Genomic DNA, 18,548 nt, shown 5'->3' with positions numbered 1-18,548 from the left:
GCGTCGAACGGGGTGGTGGGAAGGGCAGCAAGGATGGCCATGACGGCCTTTCCATGCCCTGCAAGCGCCATATCGCGCGCGCCCGCCTGATTGTTATCACGCCGGTAACAACGGCTGCCCGTTGCATGATGTGGCCATTTTCAGCCCCAAGGGTGGCAATTCCGCCGGGCATCTCATGACACCTGGCAACACCGCGAAACGGAGCCGTCCCGATGTCGACCATGAAGTTCAAGCGCACCAAGCCCTTCCTCCTGGCAACCGCAGGAAGCACCGTCGACGGCCGCACCATCGACGACAAGCTGATCGACGAGATGGCGAAGAGCTATGACCCGAAGACCTATGGCGCGCGGCTCAACATCGAACATATCCGCGGGATCACCGGCGAAGCGCCATTTCGCAGCTATGGCGATGTCGTCGAGCTCTCGGTCGGCGAGGTCGATGTCAACTTCAGCGGGAAGACCGAAAAACGCAAAGCGCTGTTCGGTGTCTTCGACGTGCTCGAAGACGCCATGAAGCTCAACGCCCAGGGCCAGAAGGTCTATCCGTCGATCGAAATCGAACCCAATTTCGCCGGCAAGGGCTTCGCCTATCTGATGGGCTGCGCGCTCACCGACAGCCCCGCCGCAATCGCCACTGAGCGCCTGCAGTTCAATCGCGCCGCGCCTGGCTCGATCGTGCTCAACGGCGAGACCGCCTTCGCCCTGGAGCTCGCCGACGACAAGGGCACCACCACCGAGGCGGGGCAGGGCTTCCTCTCCGGTCTGCAGGGCATTCTCGACGGCTTCGCCGCGAAGTTCACCAGCAAGCCCGCCGATCCCAAGCCCGCCGATCCTGCGCAGCAGCAGATTGCCCCGGGATTCGACATGCAGGCCTTCTCGGCTCTGTTCACCGGCTTTGCCGAAAAGGTCGAAGGCGCGCTGCAGTCCCAGGCTGCTGCCCAGCGTGAGGAAATGGACCAGCTCGCGCTCAAGTTCGCCGCGCTCGACAAGCGTGTCGAGAACATCGCCGCGCCTGGCCAGCAGCCTCGCCCGCAAGCCAATGGCACGAACTTCACCCTGACCAACTGCTGATCATCCGTCCGGTCCCCCGCAACCACCAGACCCAGCCCAAGCACCCGAATTCAACGAGGAACCAGACGATGCAGAACGCCACCCGCGCCCTTTTCAACGCCTATGTGTCGCAGATCGCGCTGCTCAACGGCATCGATACCGACACCGTGGGCAAGATGTTCACGGTCGCCCCCGCCGTCGAGCAGAAACTCGAAGAGGTAATCAAGCACAGCAGCGAATTCTTGCAGCTGATCAACATGGTGCCGGTGATCCAGCAGGAAGGCGACAAGGTCGGCATCGGTGTCACGCGCACCATGGCAGGCCGCACCAACACGGCAGCGGGCAACCGGCGCACACCCACCGATCCCACCGACACCTCGGATCGCGGTCGCTACAGCTGCAAGCAGACCAATTTCGACCACGCGCTGAAATATGCGAAAATCGATGCCTGGCGGCACAAGCCCGAGTTCCAGGTGCTGTTGCGCGATGCCATTGCAAAGCAGCAGGGCCGTGATCGCATCATGATCGGTTGGCACGGCACGTCGGCTGCCGCGCAGACCGATCGCGTGGCCAACCCGCTGCTGCAGGATGTCAACTTCGGTTGGCTCTACAAGATCCGCACCCATGCTGCCGAGCGGGTGCTCAGTGACGGTGATCTTACCGTCGATCCGGCCAAGGCGATCTATGTTGATGCCAGCGGCGAAGTGGGTGTCGATGTCGATTACAAGTCGCTTGACGCTCTGGTCATGGATGCCGTCGAGCTCATCGACGAATGGAACCGCGATGACACCGAGCTGGTGGTGATCGTGGGTCGCGACCTGGTGCATGACAAGTATTTCAACATCGTCAACACCGCTGGCGACAAGGCCACCGAAGTCGAGGCTGCCGATCGCATTATCCGATCGGAAAAGCAGATCGGCGGGCTGCCTGCGGTGCGGGTGCCGTTCTTCCCCGCTGGCAAGCTGCTCATCACCCGGCTCGATAACCTCTCGATCTACTGGCAGGAAGGCACCCGCCGGCGCGCTGTCAGGGAAGAGCCGGCGCTCGACCAGATCGAGAATTACGAGAGCGTCAACGAGGCTTATGTCGTTGAAGACTATGGTCTCTGCTCGCTGGTCGAAAACATCGTGATGGGCAAGAAGCCCGACTGATCGAACACCCGAGAGGGGTGTCTGGCAGGGCTCGCCCAATGATTTGAGTGGGCCTCCAGCGGCTGATGATTGGGTCAGCCTCCAAGGGTCATGAGACCGCACCCCGCCTGACAGCCTAAAGCCCCGGAATCCAATGCCGCGGACAAGGCAGCGAACTAGCCCGAAAGGGTCGTCGGAGCCTGACGGTCAGGTCGAGCGGGGTGGGAAGCCCCCAACATCGCAGCAACCCCAATGCCAGGATCAGCCATGACTAGCCTTGCCCGCCGCCATCGTGAACGCGCCCTCGCTGCACAAGCGGGGCAGGCCTTGGAGATTGCAGCCGCCATTGGCCAGGCTGTCGCCATGCCGGAAACCGGCGAGGTCGCCAGCGAGTATCGCGCGCTTTACGCGGTGCTGCAGGACAATCTGAGATCGCTCTCTGACATCCAGTCGATCGAGGGCCGCAATCCGATCAAGCGCGAAATGGCTGAGACCTTCCGGGCATGGGTCGATGGTGCACTGGCCGCCGGCGCCGATGGCACTGCCGCGCAGGATGAGATCGTCGCGCAGATGATGATCTGGGCGATCGATTACCGCGATTTCGAACGCGCGCTCGACATCGGCGAGCATGTCCTTCGCTTTGGCGTCAAGCTGCCCGAGCGCTATCTGCGCACGCCCGCCTGCCTGCTCGCCGAGGAGATCGCGACTGCCGTGCTGGCCGAGCCGCAGCTCGCTTCGCTCGAGCAGCTGGTGCGCCTTGATGGGCTTACCAGCGGTTATGACATGCCCGATCAGGCGCGCGCCAAGCTGCTCAAGGCGCTGGGCCGCGCCTATGCCAAGGCCGCCGAGGATTTCGACCCCGAGGCTGACAGCGCACCCGCTGGCGGCAAGGCAGCGCTACTGCACGCCGCGCTCGATGCCTTCAGGCGCGCGCTGCAGCTCCACAAGGTCATCGGGGTGAAGAAGGATATCGAGCGCCTCGAGCGCCTGGTCGAGCCGCCCGCTGGCCAGACCGGACAGGATTAACGGATCGGCCCACGCCGCTCGGGGGGCGGATCATCTCTGGCCAGGGTCTGCCCATAAGCCATAGGCGATCCCCACCCCCCGTAAAGCGGCGCGGCCCGGAAGAGCAGAAAGGCCCGCGCAGTGTCAGGTTTCATCGCCACGCCGCCAGCACCGGCCTCTCCCGCTGACAGCTCGGTCAGCGTCGATGACTGGTTCCCCGCGGTCGACGTCAACAGCATCCGTGACAAGCTCCGCATCGGCGAGGGAGTGGTCACCCATGAACGCCTGGTCGGCGCGATCGAGGGTGCGATCATTACCGCACTGCGGCAGCTTCACGCCTGGCGCAGCGCCTGGGCGGCCAGCGGAGCCGATGACCTCGCAGCGGTCGATGATGTCAGCATAGGTGGGCGCAAGCGATCGGTGGTCATCTGGGAACGGATCATCCGCTATTACGCTGCGGCCGAGATCGCCGACACGCACCGTGATCTTGTCGCGACCGATCAAGCAAACATCCGCGGCGAAAACGAGAGCCTCACCGCCGACGATTATCGGCGCATGGCGCACAACGCGGTCAGCGATCTGCTCTCGATCGGCGCTGACAAGCCCGTGGCGCGCAACCGGGTGTCGCTTCTGTGACAGTCGCTGTCGCCCTGGCAGGGGAAACCCTCGACGCCATCTGCTGGCGCGTTCTGGGGCGCACCCAGGGCGTCACCGAGCTGGCTTATGCGCTCAATCCCGGCCTAGCTGCCGCCGGTCCCCAACTCGCCGAAGGCACCCAGGTGCTGCTGCCCGAAATCACCGAAAGCGCGCCCGCAATGCGCGAGACGATCCAGCTATGGGACTGACATGACTGCGCGAAGCCCGAACAATAATGAGCGCCTGGCCGTGCTGGAGACCGAGGTCCGCCAGCTTACCAAGCTGGTCAACGAGATGGACGAAAAGCTTGATCAGCTGGTCGAGCTGCGGGCGCAGGGCGTCGGCGCGTTCTGGGTCGCCTCGGCCATCTTCGGAACCGGCATTGTCGGCAGCGTGCTGGCTGCCTGGAATTGGATCAAGGGGACCGCACTATGACCACCACCGCAGACCAGATTGTGTCCCTGTTGCGGCCCGCTGCGCCGGCCAACCAGTTCGTGCAGGCCGAGGTCGACCTCATCGACCGGCTTGCTGCCAGCTGGGACGGCCGTAGAGTACCCGCTGGCGCTGCGCCGATCGCCATGATCGGCCTGTCGCCACAAGATTTCGCTGCCGCAGCAAAGCGCCTGGGCTGCTCCGTCGCGCAGATCCGCGCGGTCGACGAAGTTGAGAGCCAGGGTGGATGGTTCAAGGACGTGCGGGCCGATATCCTCGCGCTCGATGGGCCTGGCGGGTTCATTGATGGTCCGCACCTGCCCAAAATCCTGTTCGAGGCGCATATCTTCGATCGCCAGACCGAGGGGCGCTTTCGCAAGAGTCACCCGAACCTGTCGAGCGCCAAGTGGAACCGCGCCCTCTATGTCGGTGGCCAAGGCGAATGGAACCGACTGTATCGCGCGATGCAGCTGGCACCGCGCGCCGCGCTCATGTCCGCTTCGGTCGGGCGCTATCAGATCATGGGCTTCAACCACAAGCTCGCCGGGTTCGACACGGTCGAGGGGTTCTGGGACGCGATGAAGCGCAGCGAACGCGACCATCTCGATGCCTTCGTTGCCTTCATCGAGAGCAAGAAACTGCAGTCGGCTTTGCGCGCAATCAGCAATGTCCATGCCGACAATATCGCATTTGCACTGGGCTATAACGGCCTCGGCTATGCCAGGAACGGCTATCACATCAAGATCGCCAAGGCGCACGCGAAGTGGATCTCCCGATGACGACCATCATCGATCGCGAGGGCGACCGCCGCGTGGTCACCTTCATCGCCGCCGGCTGCTTTCTGGTGCTGCTCGCCATTATTGCGGCGATGACGTTCGGCAAACTGCCCGAATGGGCAGAATCGATCTTCTCGGCCATCGCCGGTGGGCTCGTGGTCAAGATCGCCGACTGCCTCTCCGCGCTGATCGCCCTGTCGTCGGGCCGTTCGGTCGAGCGTCTGGGCGACCAGCTGGGTCATTCAATCCCGCCACCTCGGCGCGATGGCGACATGGCGCAGTTGCCCGAAGATCATCACGTCACCCCTGCAGCACATAAGGGAGCATCCTGATGCCAGCCTATCTGAGGTTCCGCGAAAACCAGTCTATTCGCACTTCGTCGGGTGAGCATCTGCCCGTCCTTGGCAAGCCGATCGCCGCCGGGGCTGCATTGCCGATCGGCGCAGTTCAGTCCTATGGGCCGGCCAACAAAAGCTGCATGTGCCGCATCGTGGTCACCGAGGATTGCTATGTCGAGATCGGCGATGAGGACGCTGCCGAGGTGGGCGTGAGCGACTTTTGGCCCGCCGGTACCCGGGATGCCGAGTTCGTGCCGGCAGGGAAGTACGTTTCGGTCATCGCAGCAGCCTGACATGCGAGCATTTAGCAGCTTCTCGAGTCTCAGCGCCTTAAGCTCGCAACGGGCTGGCGAAGCCGCACCGCCACCAGATGATGGCCGAGTCTCCGAAATTACCCAGATGACCGGTGGGCGCGCCGCCGTTGTTCCGCAATCTTACCATGAGCGCGTCGCACGTGACGCCTTCAATCCGCTCTTCCACCCCATCGGCGATCCATTGGTTCCGACCTGCTCGATCTACACACACAAGGCGGTGAAGTCTGGCAGCTGGTCAGACCCGACCGTCTGGGATGTCGGCACCGTTCCCGGTGCGAATGCTGTTGTCTGCTCGGGCGAGTTCGATCTGGTCTATGATGTCCTGAGCGACGTTCTCATCAAGGACATCCATATCAACGGGCGCGGTTCGCTGTCGTTCAGCACCAGCCAACGGACCCGGCTATGGGTCGACACGCTGGCCGTCGATGGCCGTCTGGTCATGGGCTATGACGCAGAACCTATCCGCGACAGCGGCATCGTCACGGGCGGCAAGCGCCAGCCTATGTGCGAGGTGGTGTTCTGGGCATCCGAAGCGCCGCTTCAGACAGCACGTCTTGGTCTCAACACCATGGGCGCGGTTCGCATTCATGGCGCCCGCAAGGAAGCGCACCTGCAAGTTGATGGCTCTGTCATGGCTGGGGCAACATCGTGCGCTCTACGTCAAAACGCGGGTCAGGCTGGCTGGAAAGTTGGCGACGAGATCATGTTCGTCGGTACAGAATGGTCTAGCACGTCTGCAAACGACAGCCAGTATGCGGGGCCGACCCAATATTACATGGGAGATTCGCAGGGGGCGCCGTTTTCTGCGACGCAGAATGCAGCGTTCAAGAACAACCAGACCGAAGTGCGCACCATTACAGAGGTCAGCGGTAGAACCATCCGTTGGACAACGCCGCTGGCTTTCAATCACTTGGTTGAGGCCGACACCCTCCCGCGAGGCCAAGCCGTTGTGCTTTATCCAGTCGTGGCAATGTTGTCGCACTCGATCCGATTTCGCACCGCCGACGCCACCGATACCCCTTGGACTGGCAACCTTTCGGATCTTCAAAAGCGTGCGCATGCCATGTTCATGTTCTCGGACGACATCCAAATTCGCTATGGCGAATTCAGGAACATGGGTCGAACGGCAAGCGATCCGTCACTCAACGGCCCTGACGGTGTGACCCGCTATGCATCTGCGGGCACTTCGCAGCCGATCACCAATGTCAACAACATCCATGGCCGCTACGCGATCCACATCCACCGCACCGGTGCATTCTTCGGCCGAAAGCAGGTTGTTGTGCAGGGCTGCTCGGCATGGGCACCAACTGCGGAACGACCCATCCCAGGCTGGGCGATCGTCCACCATGACAGCCGTGCTGCCATCGACGAATGCAACGTCTATAATTTCCGGGGCGCTGGCATCGTTTCCGAGTTGGGCAACGAAACCGGCCAATGGATCGGCAATGTCGTCGCCTGGGGGCGCGGCGATGGGTTTGCCGTCGATTGGGGCCGTCGCGCCGAACTCTGGCAGAACCATAACGGCCATAGCGGCGTCGGCTTCGAGAGCCAGGCGCGGCAGATTCTGCAGCAGGACAACTATGTCAGCGGGTGCCGCCACGGCTGGCTGTTCATGCAGCAGGACGCGAACCGGCTTCCCCGCATACCTGACGGCGACAGCCTGCGCTATCGCGACCCGATCACCCTTGGCGGCGGTTCCAATGTCGGCGGCGAGTACGACCTCGACAACGATACCTATGGCATCGAGCAGGCCCAGGTTCCCGACTTCTTCCGCAACCACGCATGGGACTGCTCATCTGCATTCTGGAAGGCGCACCAGGTCAACATCGATCGCGCAGACCCGACACCGTTCATTTTTAAGGAGTGCCACTGGGTCAACTGCAACAACGCCTATAACCTGATAAACTACACGTTCCACTATTACGTGTATGACAGCCTTTGGACTGGGCGGGGCGTCGGTCTTGGCACCGCCGCTGCGCTCGGTGCGGTGATGTGGAACAACAGCTTCATCAACATGAAGATCCGCGATTTCGGCGTCGGGTTTCAGGATGTCGCCTATTCGATAGCCTATCAGGGCTATTGGCATGAGGTCGATTTCCAGAACGTCACGACGCCCTTCGCCGGTGCGAACAATGCCAACTTTGGCGTTGATCCAACCACGCGCGCGGCTTGGAACATCATGGGCGGTGCACAGGTTACCGGCGCTACGACTGGCATCTCTCGCGTCTGGTCGGTTACCCGCGACGAGGATTTGCCGCTGCCTTATCCGCTGGCCCCGTTCGGCCCGAACAGCAGCGAGCGAGCAGCCAACCCTTGCCCGCCACTTGGGGGCGATCCCTATGTCGTGCTGCTCGGGGCGCAGGATACCGCGCTGACCCCGACCGGGACCAATCAGTATTCGATCCGCGCGCTCGTCGTCGATAGCTTGGGATATCGCTGGCACGGCGACAACCAGAACCAGGAAGATAACCTGGCGCTGATGACGCCCAAGCAGTCGCGCCCGAACGTCGCTCCTGGCTGGGCAACCGGCACGGACATCGCCCGGCGCAACGGCGTGTTCAACGACGCTGGGACGTGGAAAACGCGCGCATGGTTCCCCGAGGTTGACCGCGCTACGGGCAACCATTTCCTCTGGTATATCGATTTCACCCTGTCAGGCTTCGACGCCGGGTTTCTGGCAGCAAACACCGTTGATCCGATGGCAACGCGCCCGACGCTGCCGTTGCTCCCTGAGCGCGTGAGGACAGGCGCTATCGTGGCTCCTGCACTGCACACGATCACGAGCGCTGCGGCGATCAGCAATCTCGAAAACACGACGCTCGTACACAACCTGACCGCATCGATCGGCACCGTGCGATGGGCGATCACTGGCGGCGCTGACGCTTCGCATTTCGAGATCGTCTATACAGCCGGGCGCTGGGTGATGCGCTGGGCAAGCAATGGCACGAAGGATTTTGAGGCACCGGGCGACGTTGGTGCGAATAACGTCTACAACGTCACTGTCACTGCCACCGACTTCCTTGGCCGCACGGTGAACCAGGCCATCGTCGTCACAGTCACCGATGTGCTCGAAAGCGTTACCAATTTCAGCGACACTTTCTCGAATGCCTCCGCATCGCCGCAGCTTCTCAGTGCCCGTTCCGGCTATGAGCTGGTGGCAGGGTTCGCCGACAGGTTTACGATCCCGGGCTCGGGTGGTTCGGTTGATCTGCTGTCTTCCGCCACCAATGCGGCCTATCGCTTGCCGAACATCGGGCGCACGAACAATTTCCAGATGCGAGCGCGCTTCCCTGCGGCGGCAAATGTCAGGCTCGAATGCCGCGTTAATGCCTTCTCAGGGGCGGGCATCGTGATGTCTCGCAACAACTCGGACTCGACGCTGTTCGTTTTCTATAGCGATGGCACAAACTCGCTGAGTTGGACCTATGCCAACCCGAACAATGGCCTCTGCGCGCTGACCCTATCCGGGTTGTCGTTCACTGTTACCGTTGATGGTGTAGTTCGGACCCCGACTGTCGGCGGGGCGCAGACTATCACCGCAGCGCTGCCCGGCACGGCAAGGTTTTTCGTGGGCTGCAACTTGGCAAATGTCGCCAGAGCGGGCGTTCTCGACGATCTCTATATCGGTCCGGCGTGATGCGGTGGAACCTTGTCTCTCACCTGCTGATGTGGGCGGTCATGGCCGTCATGGCCTGGGATATGTGGATCGCGCCTCACCCTGCGATAGTGGTGCAGGCTTGTGGGGGCAGCCTATGACCCGCCGCACCGCCCGCTTAATTGGCCTGGCGCTCGCTCCGATTTGCTGGGCGCCGATAATCTGGATCAGTGGAGTTATCTGAATGATCAAGCCAGCCTCCCTGCGCGCGGCTATCGTCGCACTACAGCCCGACCTTGAGCGCGATCCGGCGAATCTGGTGATGTGGGTCGATCAGGGCAGCATCCGCTCCAACTCGACCGAAGCGCTGGGCTTTGCCTATCGCTATCGCCTCAACGTGCTGCTGGTCGAATTCGCCGGCGCTCCAAGCATCATCATGCTGGCCGTCACCAACTGGCTGCGGGAAAATCAGCCCGAGCGGGTGGTGCCCGGGCAGGAAGCCTTCGCGATCGAGGTCGATATGATCGACAGCAAGACCGTCGATCTCCAGCTGCAGATCCAGCTGGATGAAAACGTGCTGGTCAGCAGGCGTGAGGATGGCGGATTCGATCTTCAGCACCTGACCGAACCGGTTCCGTTGTTCGACGATGACCTGCCTTTGATCGCCAGTGATGGCGAGCCAGCCCCTGACACCCCGCCACTCGCCGATATTGCCGACGCAGATGGGGCGTTGCCGCCCTGGCATTGATCATGGCCGATACCGATCTCACCAAGGTTGAAGACTGGCTAGATGGCCTGATGCTGCGTCTGGAGCCCAGCGCGCGGCGCAAGCTGGCGATGAAGGTCGGCCAGTCGCTCCGCCGCTCCAACGCCCAGCGCATCGCCGCCAACAAGGAACCCGATGGCAAGGCTATGGCCCCGCGTCGCCCGCGCACCGGCCCCGATGGCAAGCCTGTGAGCCGCAAGCGCATGTTCCGTCGCCTGCGCCTGGCGCGCAACATGCGCATCAAGGCAACGCCCGACAGCGTCGAGCTCGATTTCGGCGGCGGCAATGCCCAGCGCATCGCCGAAGTGCATCATGATGGTCGCACCGACAGGATAGGGCGCACCCGCGACGGCCGCACCATTCGCGCGCGCTACGAGGCCCGCCGCCTGCTTGGGTTCGGAAATGACGACATGGAAACCGTGCTAGAGGCGGTAACCCGATCACTGGCTCCAGACTGAGACGAAGTGTCGTTTTTATCCTATTTGCCCATTTGGGGGTCGGGCAGGGGCGTCGCAGCCCTTATTGTCGGTCCCCGACGCAATTGGGTCAGGCCCGGCTGGTTTTGCTAGCGCCATGCCGGGCCGTTCGGTGTTGTAATCGGCCCGATAACAAGCGCGCCCGCTGGTCTTTGACCAGGGCATCATGCTGCTGGCGTTCATGCCGATTTCGTCCATCGCCACCTCGCCAGCCATCGACCTGTCGCGTCTTCCGCCGCCCTCGGTGGTGCCGCAGACGGATTTCGAGACGCGCTATGAGGCCAAGCGTGCGCAGCTGCTCGCGCTCTTCCCGCCATTCAGCGCGCTGGTGGAATCCGATCCGGCGATCAAGCTGCTGCAGGCCGACAGCTATGATGAGCAGGTGCTGGCCGCCGCTTTCAACGATGCCGCGCGGCAGATGCTCATCGCCTTCGCCTATGGGGCCAATCTCGATCACCTGGCCGCGCTCTACGCCGTCGTACGGCTTGAAATCACGCCTGCCAACCCGGTCACGGGCGCGGCAGCCGTCATGGAAAGCGACGATGAGCTGCGCCGCCGCGTGCTGCTGGCCCCGCACAGCTTCTCGGTCGCCGGGCCTGAAATGGCCTATGTCTATCACGCCGTCTCGGCCTCTGGTGACGTGCTCGATGCCTCGGCAACCTCGCCCGAGCCTGGCCATGTGGTCGTTGCTGTCCTCTCCCGCACCGGCGATGGCACCGCACCGCCGGAAACGCTGGCAGCGGTCGAAGCCGTGCTGCTCGATGACCAGGTCCGCCCGCTCACCGATCTGGTCACCGTGCAATCGGCTGACATCCAACCCTTCGATGTGGTCGCCTCGCTCTGGCTGTATTCCGGGCCTGATCCGGACCTGATCCGCACCACCGCACTCGCCAGCCTGAACACGTATCTCGCCAGCGCCCGCCGCCTGGGTCGCGATATTCCGCGATCGGCGCTGATCGCCGCGCTGCACGTCGCTGGCGTCCAGCGGGTCGAGCTGGCAGAACCTGCCGCCGATCAGGTCTACACCATGCTGCAGGCCGGGCACTGCGCCGATATCGATGTCACCGTCGGCGGCACCTGGGATTGATCGCGGCCATGGCGCTCCCTTCCGATATCCTGGCCACCAGCCTGCTGCCGCCGAACGCGCAAAACTCCGAAATGGCGATCGAGGCGGCCATGCGTGCCGACATCGATATCAGCCAAATCGGCAATCTCTGGAACCCGGACACCTGCCCGGCAGAGCTGCTGCCGTTCCTCGCCTGGGGTCTCGCCATCGCTCGCTGGGACCCGGCATGGACCGAGGCCGAACGCCGCGCCGCGATCTGGGATGCAATTCCCTTCCATCGCCGCAAGGGCACCCGCGCAATCGTCCGCGAAGTGCTTGATCGGTTCAACCCGCTGCTCGAGATCGTCGAATGGTTCGAGGCGAACCCGCGCCAGCCGGTGCACACCTTCGAAGTGCGCATGCCCGCCAACCTCATCCCGCCGAGCTTTCTCAGCGCGGAGACGGCGGCTGCGATCATCCGCGACGTGGCGTCGGTCAAGCCCGCGCGCTCGCACTTCACCTTCGTCCAGTATCTCGAGGCGCAGGCCATGGGCTATCTTTCGGGTGCAGCGATGACCGCCACCTCGATCCGGTTCGATATGGCTGCTGCGCATGATCCCGATCCGCGCTGGGACAATTACCTCCAAACCGAGGATGGCGAGCCGCTCACCCGCGAAGACAGCAAATTTCTGGAGGTGATCTGATGGCCGCTCTTGCAATGATGATCACCAATGCCGGGCTCGATGCGATCGTGGCGGCAGAAAGTGGCGGCACCGATGAAATCAGGATCATCGAGATCGGCCTGACTGCGACCCCGTTCATCGCCGCCCCGACGCTTGACGCCTTGCCCGGCGAGTTCAAGCGCATCGACGCGGTCTCAGGCCAGGCGGTGAGCGAAAACGTCATCCATGTCACCGCCTATGATCCCAGCGCCGATGTCTACGATGTGACCGGTATCGGGATCTATACGGATGCCGGCGTGCTGCTGGCGGTCTACAGCGCGGCGGCGGATGCGGTCTTGAGCAAGGCCCAGCTGGCGACGGGGCTGATCATGTTCGACATCGCCTTCGCCAACAACATGGCGGCGCTGATCGAATTCGGCGATGCGCTGTTCCTCAATCCGCCGGCGAGCGAAGCAGTGAAGGGCGTGGCGGAGATCGCGACCAATGCCGAGGCCGATGCCGGCGTTGATGACACCCGGATCATGTCGCCCAAGAAGACGAAGCGCGTTCTCGACGCGCTGGCGATGACGCTGAACGCTGCCTTCCTCGCGTTCCAGGGCACCGTGAACGCCGCAATCACGGCGCTGCAAGGGCGCACGATCAGCGGCGGGGGCTTGGTCACGGGCGGCGGCAACCTGACCGCCAATCGCGTGCTCACCGTGATAGCCGCAAGCCAGGCTGATGCGCGCACGGGAACTGCCGGGGACAGGGCACTTACCCCGGCATCTCTGGGACCCATGAACAAGTCGTTGTCGGAAAACGGATATTGCACCATCCCCACGGCTGATCCGGCGAACACTTTGCTTATCCAATGGGGACGCTTCAGCGCTGGCCCCAACAGCCAGACGTCAGTGTCGTTCCCTACCAGCTTCACCGGCAATGCTTTTTCGGTCGTCGTCGATGGTACCAGCGACACCAGCAATGACGCGCAGGACAACTATCCATCGGTACGCCCTGGAACGATCAGCGCGACCGGCTTTCAGGTCCATAATGCGAATGCAACCACCGATGCCTGCTGCTTCATCGCAATCGGAAGGATCGACCTGTCATGACCATCAAGTACAGCGCGTCTGCGCGCGGCTTTTTCGACACCGATCTTCATAAGCAGATTCCGGACGACGCGGTGTCAGTCACTGCCAGGCGCCATGCAGAATTGCTCGCAGGTCAGGCGGCAGGCGGTGAAATCGTACCCGACAAGCGCGGCAGGCCGCAGATGCGCCCGCTCGCACCGGCGACGCTCGAACAAGCGCGCGCTGCATGCGTGCATGCGATCAAGCGCGAGGCCGGGCGGCGTATCGATCAACGCATGCCGCTCTGGCGGCAGATCAATGCCCTACGCGACGACAGCGATCCGGGCTTCCATGCGATCGACCTTATCCGCAGCGCCAGCAACCTGATCGAAGAGCAGCTGCTTTCGCTACCCACCGTCGCCGCTGTCGCTACTTTCCCGGTCAGCGACAACCCGCTCTGGCCCCAGTTTGATCAGGAAACCGACGCATGAGCAAAGTCAGCGCGCTGCCCCTTGCCGAGCCGCTCACCGGGGATGAACTTGTCCCGCTGGTGCAGGATGGCCAGACCCGCAAGGGCTCGATCGGCGACCATATCGGCAACCTGGCCGCGCCTTTTATCGCCGAGGCCGCAGCCATCGCGACTGATGCCAGCGCCTTCGCCAACTTCATCTCCGGCGATCTGGCAGCAGCCGAGGCCGCGACCGCGCCGGGCGATCGGTTTTCGATCGCAGGTGACGGCGAGATCATCGCCTATCTCCGCACGCCGGGCGGATCGACCGAGCTGGGCAGAGCCGTCACCAAGGCCAATCTTTCGCGATCGGAGATGGCCGAGGGTGTCGGCACTGCAAGCGGTAACAATCTCCAGATCGAGCTGAACCGCGGCGGTCGCTTCAAGGGGCCTATCGCGGGTGCGCCATATCGTTCTACTCAGGATCGCATGCGTGAACAGATATGGCTCGACGAAGCGCCGGGCGCTGATGACACCGCCAAAGGTAAGCAGGCGCTGGCTTATCTGGCAGATCGGGGCGGCGGCGAGTTCTGGCTGCCGGGCCGCGAGATCGAGATCGACGAGACCTGGTTTGTCCCCAGCAATGTCAACGTAAGGGGGCAGGGCAGTGCTACCCATGTTCGGTTCGCCGGAACAAACCCTGATCTGATGGGCGTAATGTCTCATCTGAACCCCAGGCAAGGAAATGTCCGAGCATCTGCCTTTGCCCTGATCGGTCAGTACCCGGACGATATCAGCGCAGCCAATTACAATGCTGCACATACCGGCGATTATCCCGTGATTGCGCCGCGTGCCTTTGCGCCGAATACGGTCATCAAGCCAGGTGCAACGAGCCTGCCCATGGCCAGCCTGGGCGACCTCGCCGATGTCGCGCCGGGGGATTTCTTGCGGCTTGAGCGTGGCTTCATGGGCTGGCACACCGCGCTGCACGAGATGGTCCGGGTGCGCGCGATCGATGGCACCACAGTGCATTTGGCCTGGCCGGTGCTATACGAATATCGCAACGCGGCCAATGACCCGTTCAACCTCTTCATGCGGCCCATCGCCTATAATGGTGGTCGCGCCGCGCCTGGCGTCGATCAGGCCGCGTTCGAAGGCTGGCGCCAGTGCGGATGGCGCAGAGTTGATCCGGTCATCAACGCGCGGCTCGAGAACATGAGGATCAGCAACGAGGTCGTTCATGAAGGTTATGCCAACCTTGCGGTCATGATCTGCCGGGGCCTCAACTGCTCGTTCGACAATATCGAGCTGACCGGCGGTGGCTTGTGGAACCTGCACTGCGAAGGCACGCGCGGGACTCTGGTGGCAGAGCGCAGCAACCCGGCTTTCCCGCAGACCGATGTGCTTCCTGGCAACGGATCCAACCGGACCTACATCATAGCGGACATGAGGACGGGTTCGCTGGCGATCGAAGAAGGCTGCCTCAATGGCAAGTTCGAAGGCCGCTCCAACACCAACATCCAGGTGCAGCAATTCTGCCGTGAGATCAGTGTCGACATGGTCGCTAACAGCGGGTCTCTCTACGGCATCCTGGTCGACAAGAGTGCACCGACGCGGATCAGGGGCCGCTACACCAGCCCGCAACCCGCGCTCTGGGTCGCAACACGCGACCTGTTCCATTATTATCCGCAGGCGACCCTTGCGATGTTCGACAGTCTGGTCGGCGATTATTTCAACGGCATGCTCATCGAAGCCCAGTGCGAGCTGGTGGAAAGCACCGCCAACAACAGCCTCGATGTGTATCTCGGTCAACCGATCCGGGGGACGGTCAATGTCGGTGGGCAATTTGGCGGTGTCTACAGCATTCCTGATGCTGGTGCTGGGGTAATCGTCGGCAAGGCGACCAGGCTGTTCGATCGTTCGGATCAGACCTCGCCTTCAGTGCAGGGTCGACCTGCTGCGAGGTTCCCGTTTGATCGGGATCTCGCCTATCCCGATGGCGCCAACGACAAGATCTGGCGATGGGTCAACGGCAATCGCAAGACCATCGCGGCCGTCGCCAATGCTTCGAATTTCACGGTCAATGCCAATACGACCCAGGGCGGGGTCAGGACCGGCGATGTGGCAATGGTGCTGATCCAGAACACCGCGCCGGTTGACGTGAATACTCTCCGATATGTCGGCTATCTGCCTAATTTCGGGCCGGTAACCTATGCGCCAGGCGGCGCACGGCGTTGGCACATCAGTGATGTCGCCGGCATCAATCCCGCGACTGGCGAGGTCAACATCACGACGCCTGTCCCTGACAACTGGCAGGCCGTTGCAGGCGATGACTCGGTGAGTTGCGCATTCTTTGGACGATGGGGCTGAGACTTATGGAAGAGATCATGAGAACGGCGCTGCTGGCTGCTCGCCAGCATGTGGCAGGTTTGCTTGCAGCGCAGGATACCGATCCGAGCCATCCCGAGTTTGTGCCCGATATGGAGCTGCTCACAGCGCAGACGGCGCTGCGGCAGATGGAAGACACATACGAATCCCAATTCGGCCCGCTGCCCGCCGAGTGAGCGCCTTGACCGAAGACATCCCCCTCGATCCCGCAACCCTGATCCGCCTCGGGGTCATCGCCTCGGTCGATCTTCAGGCCGCGCGCTGTACCGTGCGCTGCGGGGATCCCGAAGAAGGCGAGATGGAAACCCCGGCCATCCGCTGGATCATGCCCCGTTGCGGCGATACGCGCATCTGGTCTCCCCCCACGGTCGGCGAGCAGGTGGTGCTGCTCTGCCCCGATGGCGAGATCGGCGCTGCGGTCGCGCTCACCGGCATCACCCGCGACAGCTTCCCCGCGCTCGGCTCGACGCTGCAGGAACGCATCGACTTCGCCGATGGCGCGCAGCTGCGCTATGATCCGGAAGCTCATCATCTGGAGGCGCTGCTGCCCGATGGCGCGACCGCGACCATCACCGCTCCCGCAGGGCTGACCATCAACGCAGAGGCAGGGGTCACCATCAACGGCGATGTCACGCTCAACGGCACGCTCACGGCGACCGAAGATGTGGTTGCCGCTGGCATCAGCCTGAAATCGCACAAGCACGGCGGAACTCAGCCCGGCGGCGGGCAGACCGGCACGCCGGTATAAGGGGACTGCAGATGCTGGGAATCGACAAGACCACGGGTCAGCAGCTCGATGGCAACGCGCACCTGGCGCAGTCGATTGGCGATATCCTCTCGACCCCGCTCGGCACCCGCGTCATGCGCCGCGATTACGGCTCTATGCTGTTCGATCTTATCGACCAGCCCATAAACGGCGCGACCCGCCTGCTGCTCTATGGCGCGACCGCTCTGGCGCTGCAGCGCTGGGAACCGCGCCTGCGCCTGAAGCGCATCGCGATCGGGCTGGGGGAGCAACCCGGCGAGCTGGTGATCGCCCTTGAAGGCGAGCGAACCGACATCGGCCAGGCGAACAGCCGCGTGCAGCTCTCGATCCCTATCCGGCGCGGCGGGGCCAGCCCCAGCAACACCTGACATCGTTGTAATCGGCCCGGTAACAATCGCGCCTGCTGGCCTTTGGCCAGGCTTTCCCTCTTGTCTCTGCTGCAAACGGCACAGCCCGAACTCCAGCAGAGGCGAGATCATCATGCACGGCATCAAGGTCAACGAGCTTACCACCGGCGCGCGTCCCATCGTGCCCATTGCCAGCGCGGTCATCGGCCTGGTCGCCACCGCCACCGCCGATGCAGGTCCGCCCGCCGCCGCGCTCGATGCGGCCTTTCCGCTCAACACCCCGGTGCTGGTCACCGATATCCGTTCTGCCATTGGTGACGCCGGCGAAGGCGGCACCTTGCTGCCCGCGCTCGAAGCCATCGCGGATCAGACCAGCCCGATCCTTGTCGTGGTGCGCGTTGCCCCCGGCGAAGACGATGCGGAAACCGCCGCCAACGTGATCGGCGGCAACACCGGCGGCGTTGCCACCGGCATGCAGTGCCTGCTCGATGCCCAGGCGCAGCTCGGCATTCGCCCGCGCATCCTTGGATGTCCTGGCCTCGACGTGCAGGAAGTGACCGCCGAGATGGTGATCATCGCCAAGCGGCTGCGCGCCATGGTCTATGCGCGCGCGATCGGCGACGAGATCGCCGATGTGCTGACCTATCGCGAGGAATTCTCCGCGCGCGAGCTGATGCTGGTCTGGCCCAATTTCACCAACCAGTTCGCTGGCGATGCCGTCGCCCGCGCCATGGGCCTGCGCGCGCGCATCGACGAAGAGCAGGGTTGGCACAAGACCCTCTCCAACGTCGCAGTCGATGGTGTCAGCGGCATCGACAAGTCGGTCTATTTCGACCTGCAGGATGCCACCACGCCCGCCGGCGTGCTCAACGATGGTCAGGTCACCACCATCATCCGCATGAACGGCTATCGCTTCTGGGGCAACCGCACCTGCAGCGACCTGCCCGAGTTCGCCTTCGAAAGCGCGGTGCGCACCGCCCAAGTGCTGCAGGATACCATTGCAGAGGGGCTCGCCTGGGCGGTGGACAAGCCGATGACGCGCGGTCTCATCAAGGACATCATCGAGACCATCAACGCCGAATTCCGCAGTCTCAAGGCGCAGGGCCGCCTCATCGACGGCAAGGCCTGGTTCGATCCCGCGCTCAACAGCCAGACTGACCTGGCGAGCGGCAGGCTGACCATCGACTATGATTTCACCCCGACTGCACCGGCGGAAAACATCATCCTGAATCAGCGGATTACCGACCGTTATTATGCCGGTTTCGCAGACCAGCTCAACTGACCGCCGCTGCTGACACCCTCGAT

At 62.9% G+C, this 18,548-nt stretch carries 21 protein-coding genes; all 21 read left to right on the top strand.

Translation table 11 applies throughout. The features are described from left to right. Positions 1-212 precede the first annotated feature (212 nt). Positions 213-1,070 (top strand): GPO family capsid scaffolding protein, encoded by an 858-nt coding sequence (locus tag FG486_RS02615; RefSeq protein ID WP_181266329.1) that lies wholly within the window; start codon positions 213-215, stop codon positions 1,068-1,070. Between the two features lie 68 nt (positions 1,071-1,138). Further along, positions 1,139-2,200: a phage major capsid protein, P2 family gene (locus FG486_RS02610; RefSeq protein ID WP_181266328.1), complete on the top strand. Its 1,062-nt coding sequence runs from the start codon at positions 1,139-1,141 to the stop codon at positions 2,198-2,200. A 246-nt stretch (positions 2,201-2,446) separates the two neighbouring features. Continuing rightward, on the top strand, positions 2,447-3,205 hold the full coding sequence (gpM, locus tag FG486_RS02605; protein ID WP_181266327.1) for a phage terminase small subunit: 759 nt from the start codon (positions 2,447-2,449) through the stop codon (positions 3,203-3,205). A 120-nt stretch (positions 3,206-3,325) separates the two neighbouring features. After that, the gene (locus FG486_RS02600) at positions 3,326-3,820 is read left to right on the top strand and encodes a head completion/stabilization protein (RefSeq protein ID WP_181266326.1); all 495 of its coding nucleotides are present in this window, start codon (positions 3,326-3,328) and stop codon (positions 3,818-3,820) included. Continuing rightward, positions 3,817-4,029, top strand: coding sequence for a tail protein X (locus tag FG486_RS02595; RefSeq protein ID WP_338401571.1), 213 nt, complete (start codon positions 3,817-3,819; stop codon positions 4,027-4,029). Before FG486_RS02600 ends, FG486_RS02595 begins: the two co-directional genes overlap by 4 nt. A gap of 1 nt (position 4,030) precedes the next feature. After that, positions 4,031-4,255: a hypothetical protein gene (locus FG486_RS02590; protein WP_181266325.1), complete on the top strand. Its 225-nt coding sequence runs from the start codon at positions 4,031-4,033 to the stop codon at positions 4,253-4,255. Further along, on the top strand, positions 4,252-5,031 hold the full coding sequence (locus FG486_RS02585) for an N-acetylmuramidase family protein (RefSeq protein WP_181266324.1): 780 nt from the start codon (positions 4,252-4,254) through the stop codon (positions 5,029-5,031). Before FG486_RS02590 ends, FG486_RS02585 begins: the two co-directional genes overlap by 4 nt. After that, positions 5,028-5,360, top strand: a complete 333-nt coding sequence (locus tag FG486_RS02580; RefSeq protein ID WP_181266323.1) for a hypothetical protein — start codon at positions 5,028-5,030, stop codon at positions 5,358-5,360. The genes FG486_RS02585 and FG486_RS02580 overlap by 4 nt, the downstream gene beginning before the upstream one ends. Then, positions 5,360-5,659, top strand: a complete 300-nt coding sequence (locus tag FG486_RS02575; RefSeq protein ID WP_181266322.1) for a hypothetical protein — start codon at positions 5,360-5,362, stop codon at positions 5,657-5,659. Before FG486_RS02580 ends, FG486_RS02575 begins: the two co-directional genes overlap by 1 nt. 1 nt (position 5,660) lies before the next feature. After that, positions 5,661-9,317, top strand: a complete 3,657-nt coding sequence (locus tag FG486_RS02570) for a hypothetical protein (protein ID WP_181266321.1) — start codon at positions 5,661-5,663, stop codon at positions 9,315-9,317. 202 nt (positions 9,318-9,519) lie between these two features. Then, positions 9,520-10,023, top strand: coding sequence for a phage tail protein (locus tag FG486_RS02565; protein WP_181266320.1), 504 nt, complete (start codon positions 9,520-9,522; stop codon positions 10,021-10,023). 2 nt (positions 10,024-10,025) lie between these two features. Further along, entirely contained in the window at positions 10,026-10,499 is a 474-nt protein-coding gene (locus tag FG486_RS02560) for a phage virion morphogenesis protein (protein ID WP_181266319.1), read from the top strand. Positions 10,500-10,698: 199 nt separating this feature from the next. After that, complete coding sequence (locus FG486_RS02555) at positions 10,699-11,604, top strand: baseplate assembly protein (RefSeq protein ID WP_194249843.1); 906 nt, start codon at positions 10,699-10,701, stop codon at positions 11,602-11,604. An 8-nt stretch (positions 11,605-11,612) separates the two neighbouring features. After that, positions 11,613-12,266: a phage tail protein I gene (locus FG486_RS02550; protein WP_181266318.1), complete on the top strand. Its 654-nt coding sequence runs from the start codon at positions 11,613-11,615 to the stop codon at positions 12,264-12,266. Next, entirely contained in the window at positions 12,266-13,336 is a 1,071-nt protein-coding gene (locus FG486_RS02545) for a gp53-like domain-containing protein (RefSeq protein WP_181266317.1), read from the top strand. Before FG486_RS02550 ends, FG486_RS02545 begins: the two co-directional genes overlap by 1 nt. Next, positions 13,333-13,785 (top strand): hypothetical protein, encoded by a 453-nt coding sequence (locus FG486_RS02540; RefSeq protein WP_181266316.1) that lies wholly within the window; start codon positions 13,333-13,335, stop codon positions 13,783-13,785. Before FG486_RS02545 ends, FG486_RS02540 begins: the two co-directional genes overlap by 4 nt. Beyond that, positions 13,782-16,112, top strand: a complete 2,331-nt coding sequence (locus tag FG486_RS02535) for a hypothetical protein (RefSeq protein WP_181266315.1) — start codon at positions 13,782-13,784, stop codon at positions 16,110-16,112. The genes FG486_RS02540 and FG486_RS02535 overlap by 4 nt, the downstream gene beginning before the upstream one ends. A gap of 5 nt (positions 16,113-16,117) precedes the next feature. Next, on the top strand, positions 16,118-16,306 hold the full coding sequence (locus tag FG486_RS02530; RefSeq protein WP_181266314.1) for a hypothetical protein: 189 nt from the start codon (positions 16,118-16,120) through the stop codon (positions 16,304-16,306). Continuing rightward, on the top strand, positions 16,303-16,878 hold the full coding sequence (locus tag FG486_RS02525; RefSeq protein ID WP_338401570.1) for a phage baseplate assembly protein V: 576 nt from the start codon (positions 16,303-16,305) through the stop codon (positions 16,876-16,878). The genes FG486_RS02530 and FG486_RS02525 overlap by 4 nt, the downstream gene beginning before the upstream one ends. A gap of 11 nt (positions 16,879-16,889) precedes the next feature. Further along, entirely contained in the window at positions 16,890-17,264 is a 375-nt protein-coding gene (locus FG486_RS02520; RefSeq protein WP_023838817.1) for a GPW/gp25 family protein, read from the top strand. A 112-nt stretch (positions 17,265-17,376) separates the two neighbouring features. Continuing rightward, positions 17,377-18,525, top strand: coding sequence for a phage tail sheath subtilisin-like domain-containing protein (locus FG486_RS02515; protein ID WP_181266313.1), 1,149 nt, complete (start codon positions 17,377-17,379; stop codon positions 18,523-18,525). The last annotated feature ends 23 nt before the right edge of the window (positions 18,526-18,548 follow it).

The sequence above is a fragment of the Blastomonas ursincola genome, from assembly GCF_013607875.1.
Classification (GTDB): domain Bacteria; phylum Pseudomonadota; class Alphaproteobacteria; order Sphingomonadales; family Sphingomonadaceae; genus Blastomonas; species Blastomonas ursincola.
The sequence above is the reverse complement of the archived record's forward strand: the minus strand, read 5'-3'. Positions and strand labels throughout refer to the sequence as shown.

What these genes read in the sequence shown, in the direction of transcription:
- FG486_RS02615 (WP_181266329.1), top strand. Translation starts at nt 213, where the DNA reads ATGTCGACCATGAAGTTCAAGCGCACCAAGCCCTTCCTCCTGGCAACC.
- FG486_RS02610 (WP_181266328.1), top strand. Translation starts at nt 1,139, where the DNA reads ATGCAGAACGCCACCCGCGCCCTTTTCAACGCCTATGTGTCGCAGATC.
- gpM (WP_181266327.1), top strand. Translation starts at nt 2,447, where the DNA reads ATGACTAGCCTTGCCCGCCGCCATCGTGAACGCGCCCTCGCTGCACAA.
- FG486_RS02590 (WP_181266325.1), top strand. Translation starts at nt 4,031, where the DNA reads ATGACTGCGCGAAGCCCGAACAATAATGAGCGCCTGGCCGTGCTGGAG.
- FG486_RS02585 (WP_181266324.1), top strand. Translation starts at nt 4,252, where the DNA reads ATGACCACCACCGCAGACCAGATTGTGTCCCTGTTGCGGCCCGCTGCG.
- FG486_RS02580 (WP_181266323.1), top strand. Translation starts at nt 5,028, where the DNA reads ATGACGACCATCATCGATCGCGAGGGCGACCGCCGCGTGGTCACCTTC.
- FG486_RS02575 (WP_181266322.1), top strand. Translation starts at nt 5,360, where the DNA reads ATGCCAGCCTATCTGAGGTTCCGCGAAAACCAGTCTATTCGCACTTCG.
- FG486_RS02570 (WP_181266321.1), top strand. Translation starts at nt 5,661, where the DNA reads ATGCGAGCATTTAGCAGCTTCTCGAGTCTCAGCGCCTTAAGCTCGCAA.
- FG486_RS02565 (WP_181266320.1), top strand. Translation starts at nt 9,520, where the DNA reads ATGATCAAGCCAGCCTCCCTGCGCGCGGCTATCGTCGCACTACAGCCC.
- FG486_RS02560 (WP_181266319.1), top strand. Translation starts at nt 10,026, where the DNA reads ATGGCCGATACCGATCTCACCAAGGTTGAAGACTGGCTAGATGGCCTG.
- FG486_RS02555 (WP_194249843.1), top strand. Translation starts at nt 10,699, where the DNA reads ATGCCGATTTCGTCCATCGCCACCTCGCCAGCCATCGACCTGTCGCGT.
- FG486_RS02550 (WP_181266318.1), top strand. Translation starts at nt 11,613, where the DNA reads ATGGCGCTCCCTTCCGATATCCTGGCCACCAGCCTGCTGCCGCCGAAC.
- FG486_RS02545 (WP_181266317.1), top strand. Translation starts at nt 12,266, where the DNA reads ATGGCCGCTCTTGCAATGATGATCACCAATGCCGGGCTCGATGCGATC.
- FG486_RS02540 (WP_181266316.1), top strand. Translation starts at nt 13,333, where the DNA reads ATGACCATCAAGTACAGCGCGTCTGCGCGCGGCTTTTTCGACACCGAT.
- FG486_RS02535 (WP_181266315.1), top strand. Translation starts at nt 13,782, where the DNA reads ATGAGCAAAGTCAGCGCGCTGCCCCTTGCCGAGCCGCTCACCGGGGAT.
- FG486_RS02530 (WP_181266314.1), top strand. Translation starts at nt 16,118, where the DNA reads ATGGAAGAGATCATGAGAACGGCGCTGCTGGCTGCTCGCCAGCATGTG.
- FG486_RS02520 (WP_023838817.1), top strand. Translation starts at nt 16,890, where the DNA reads ATGCTGGGAATCGACAAGACCACGGGTCAGCAGCTCGATGGCAACGCG.
- FG486_RS02515 (WP_181266313.1), top strand. Translation starts at nt 17,377, where the DNA reads ATGCACGGCATCAAGGTCAACGAGCTTACCACCGGCGCGCGTCCCATC.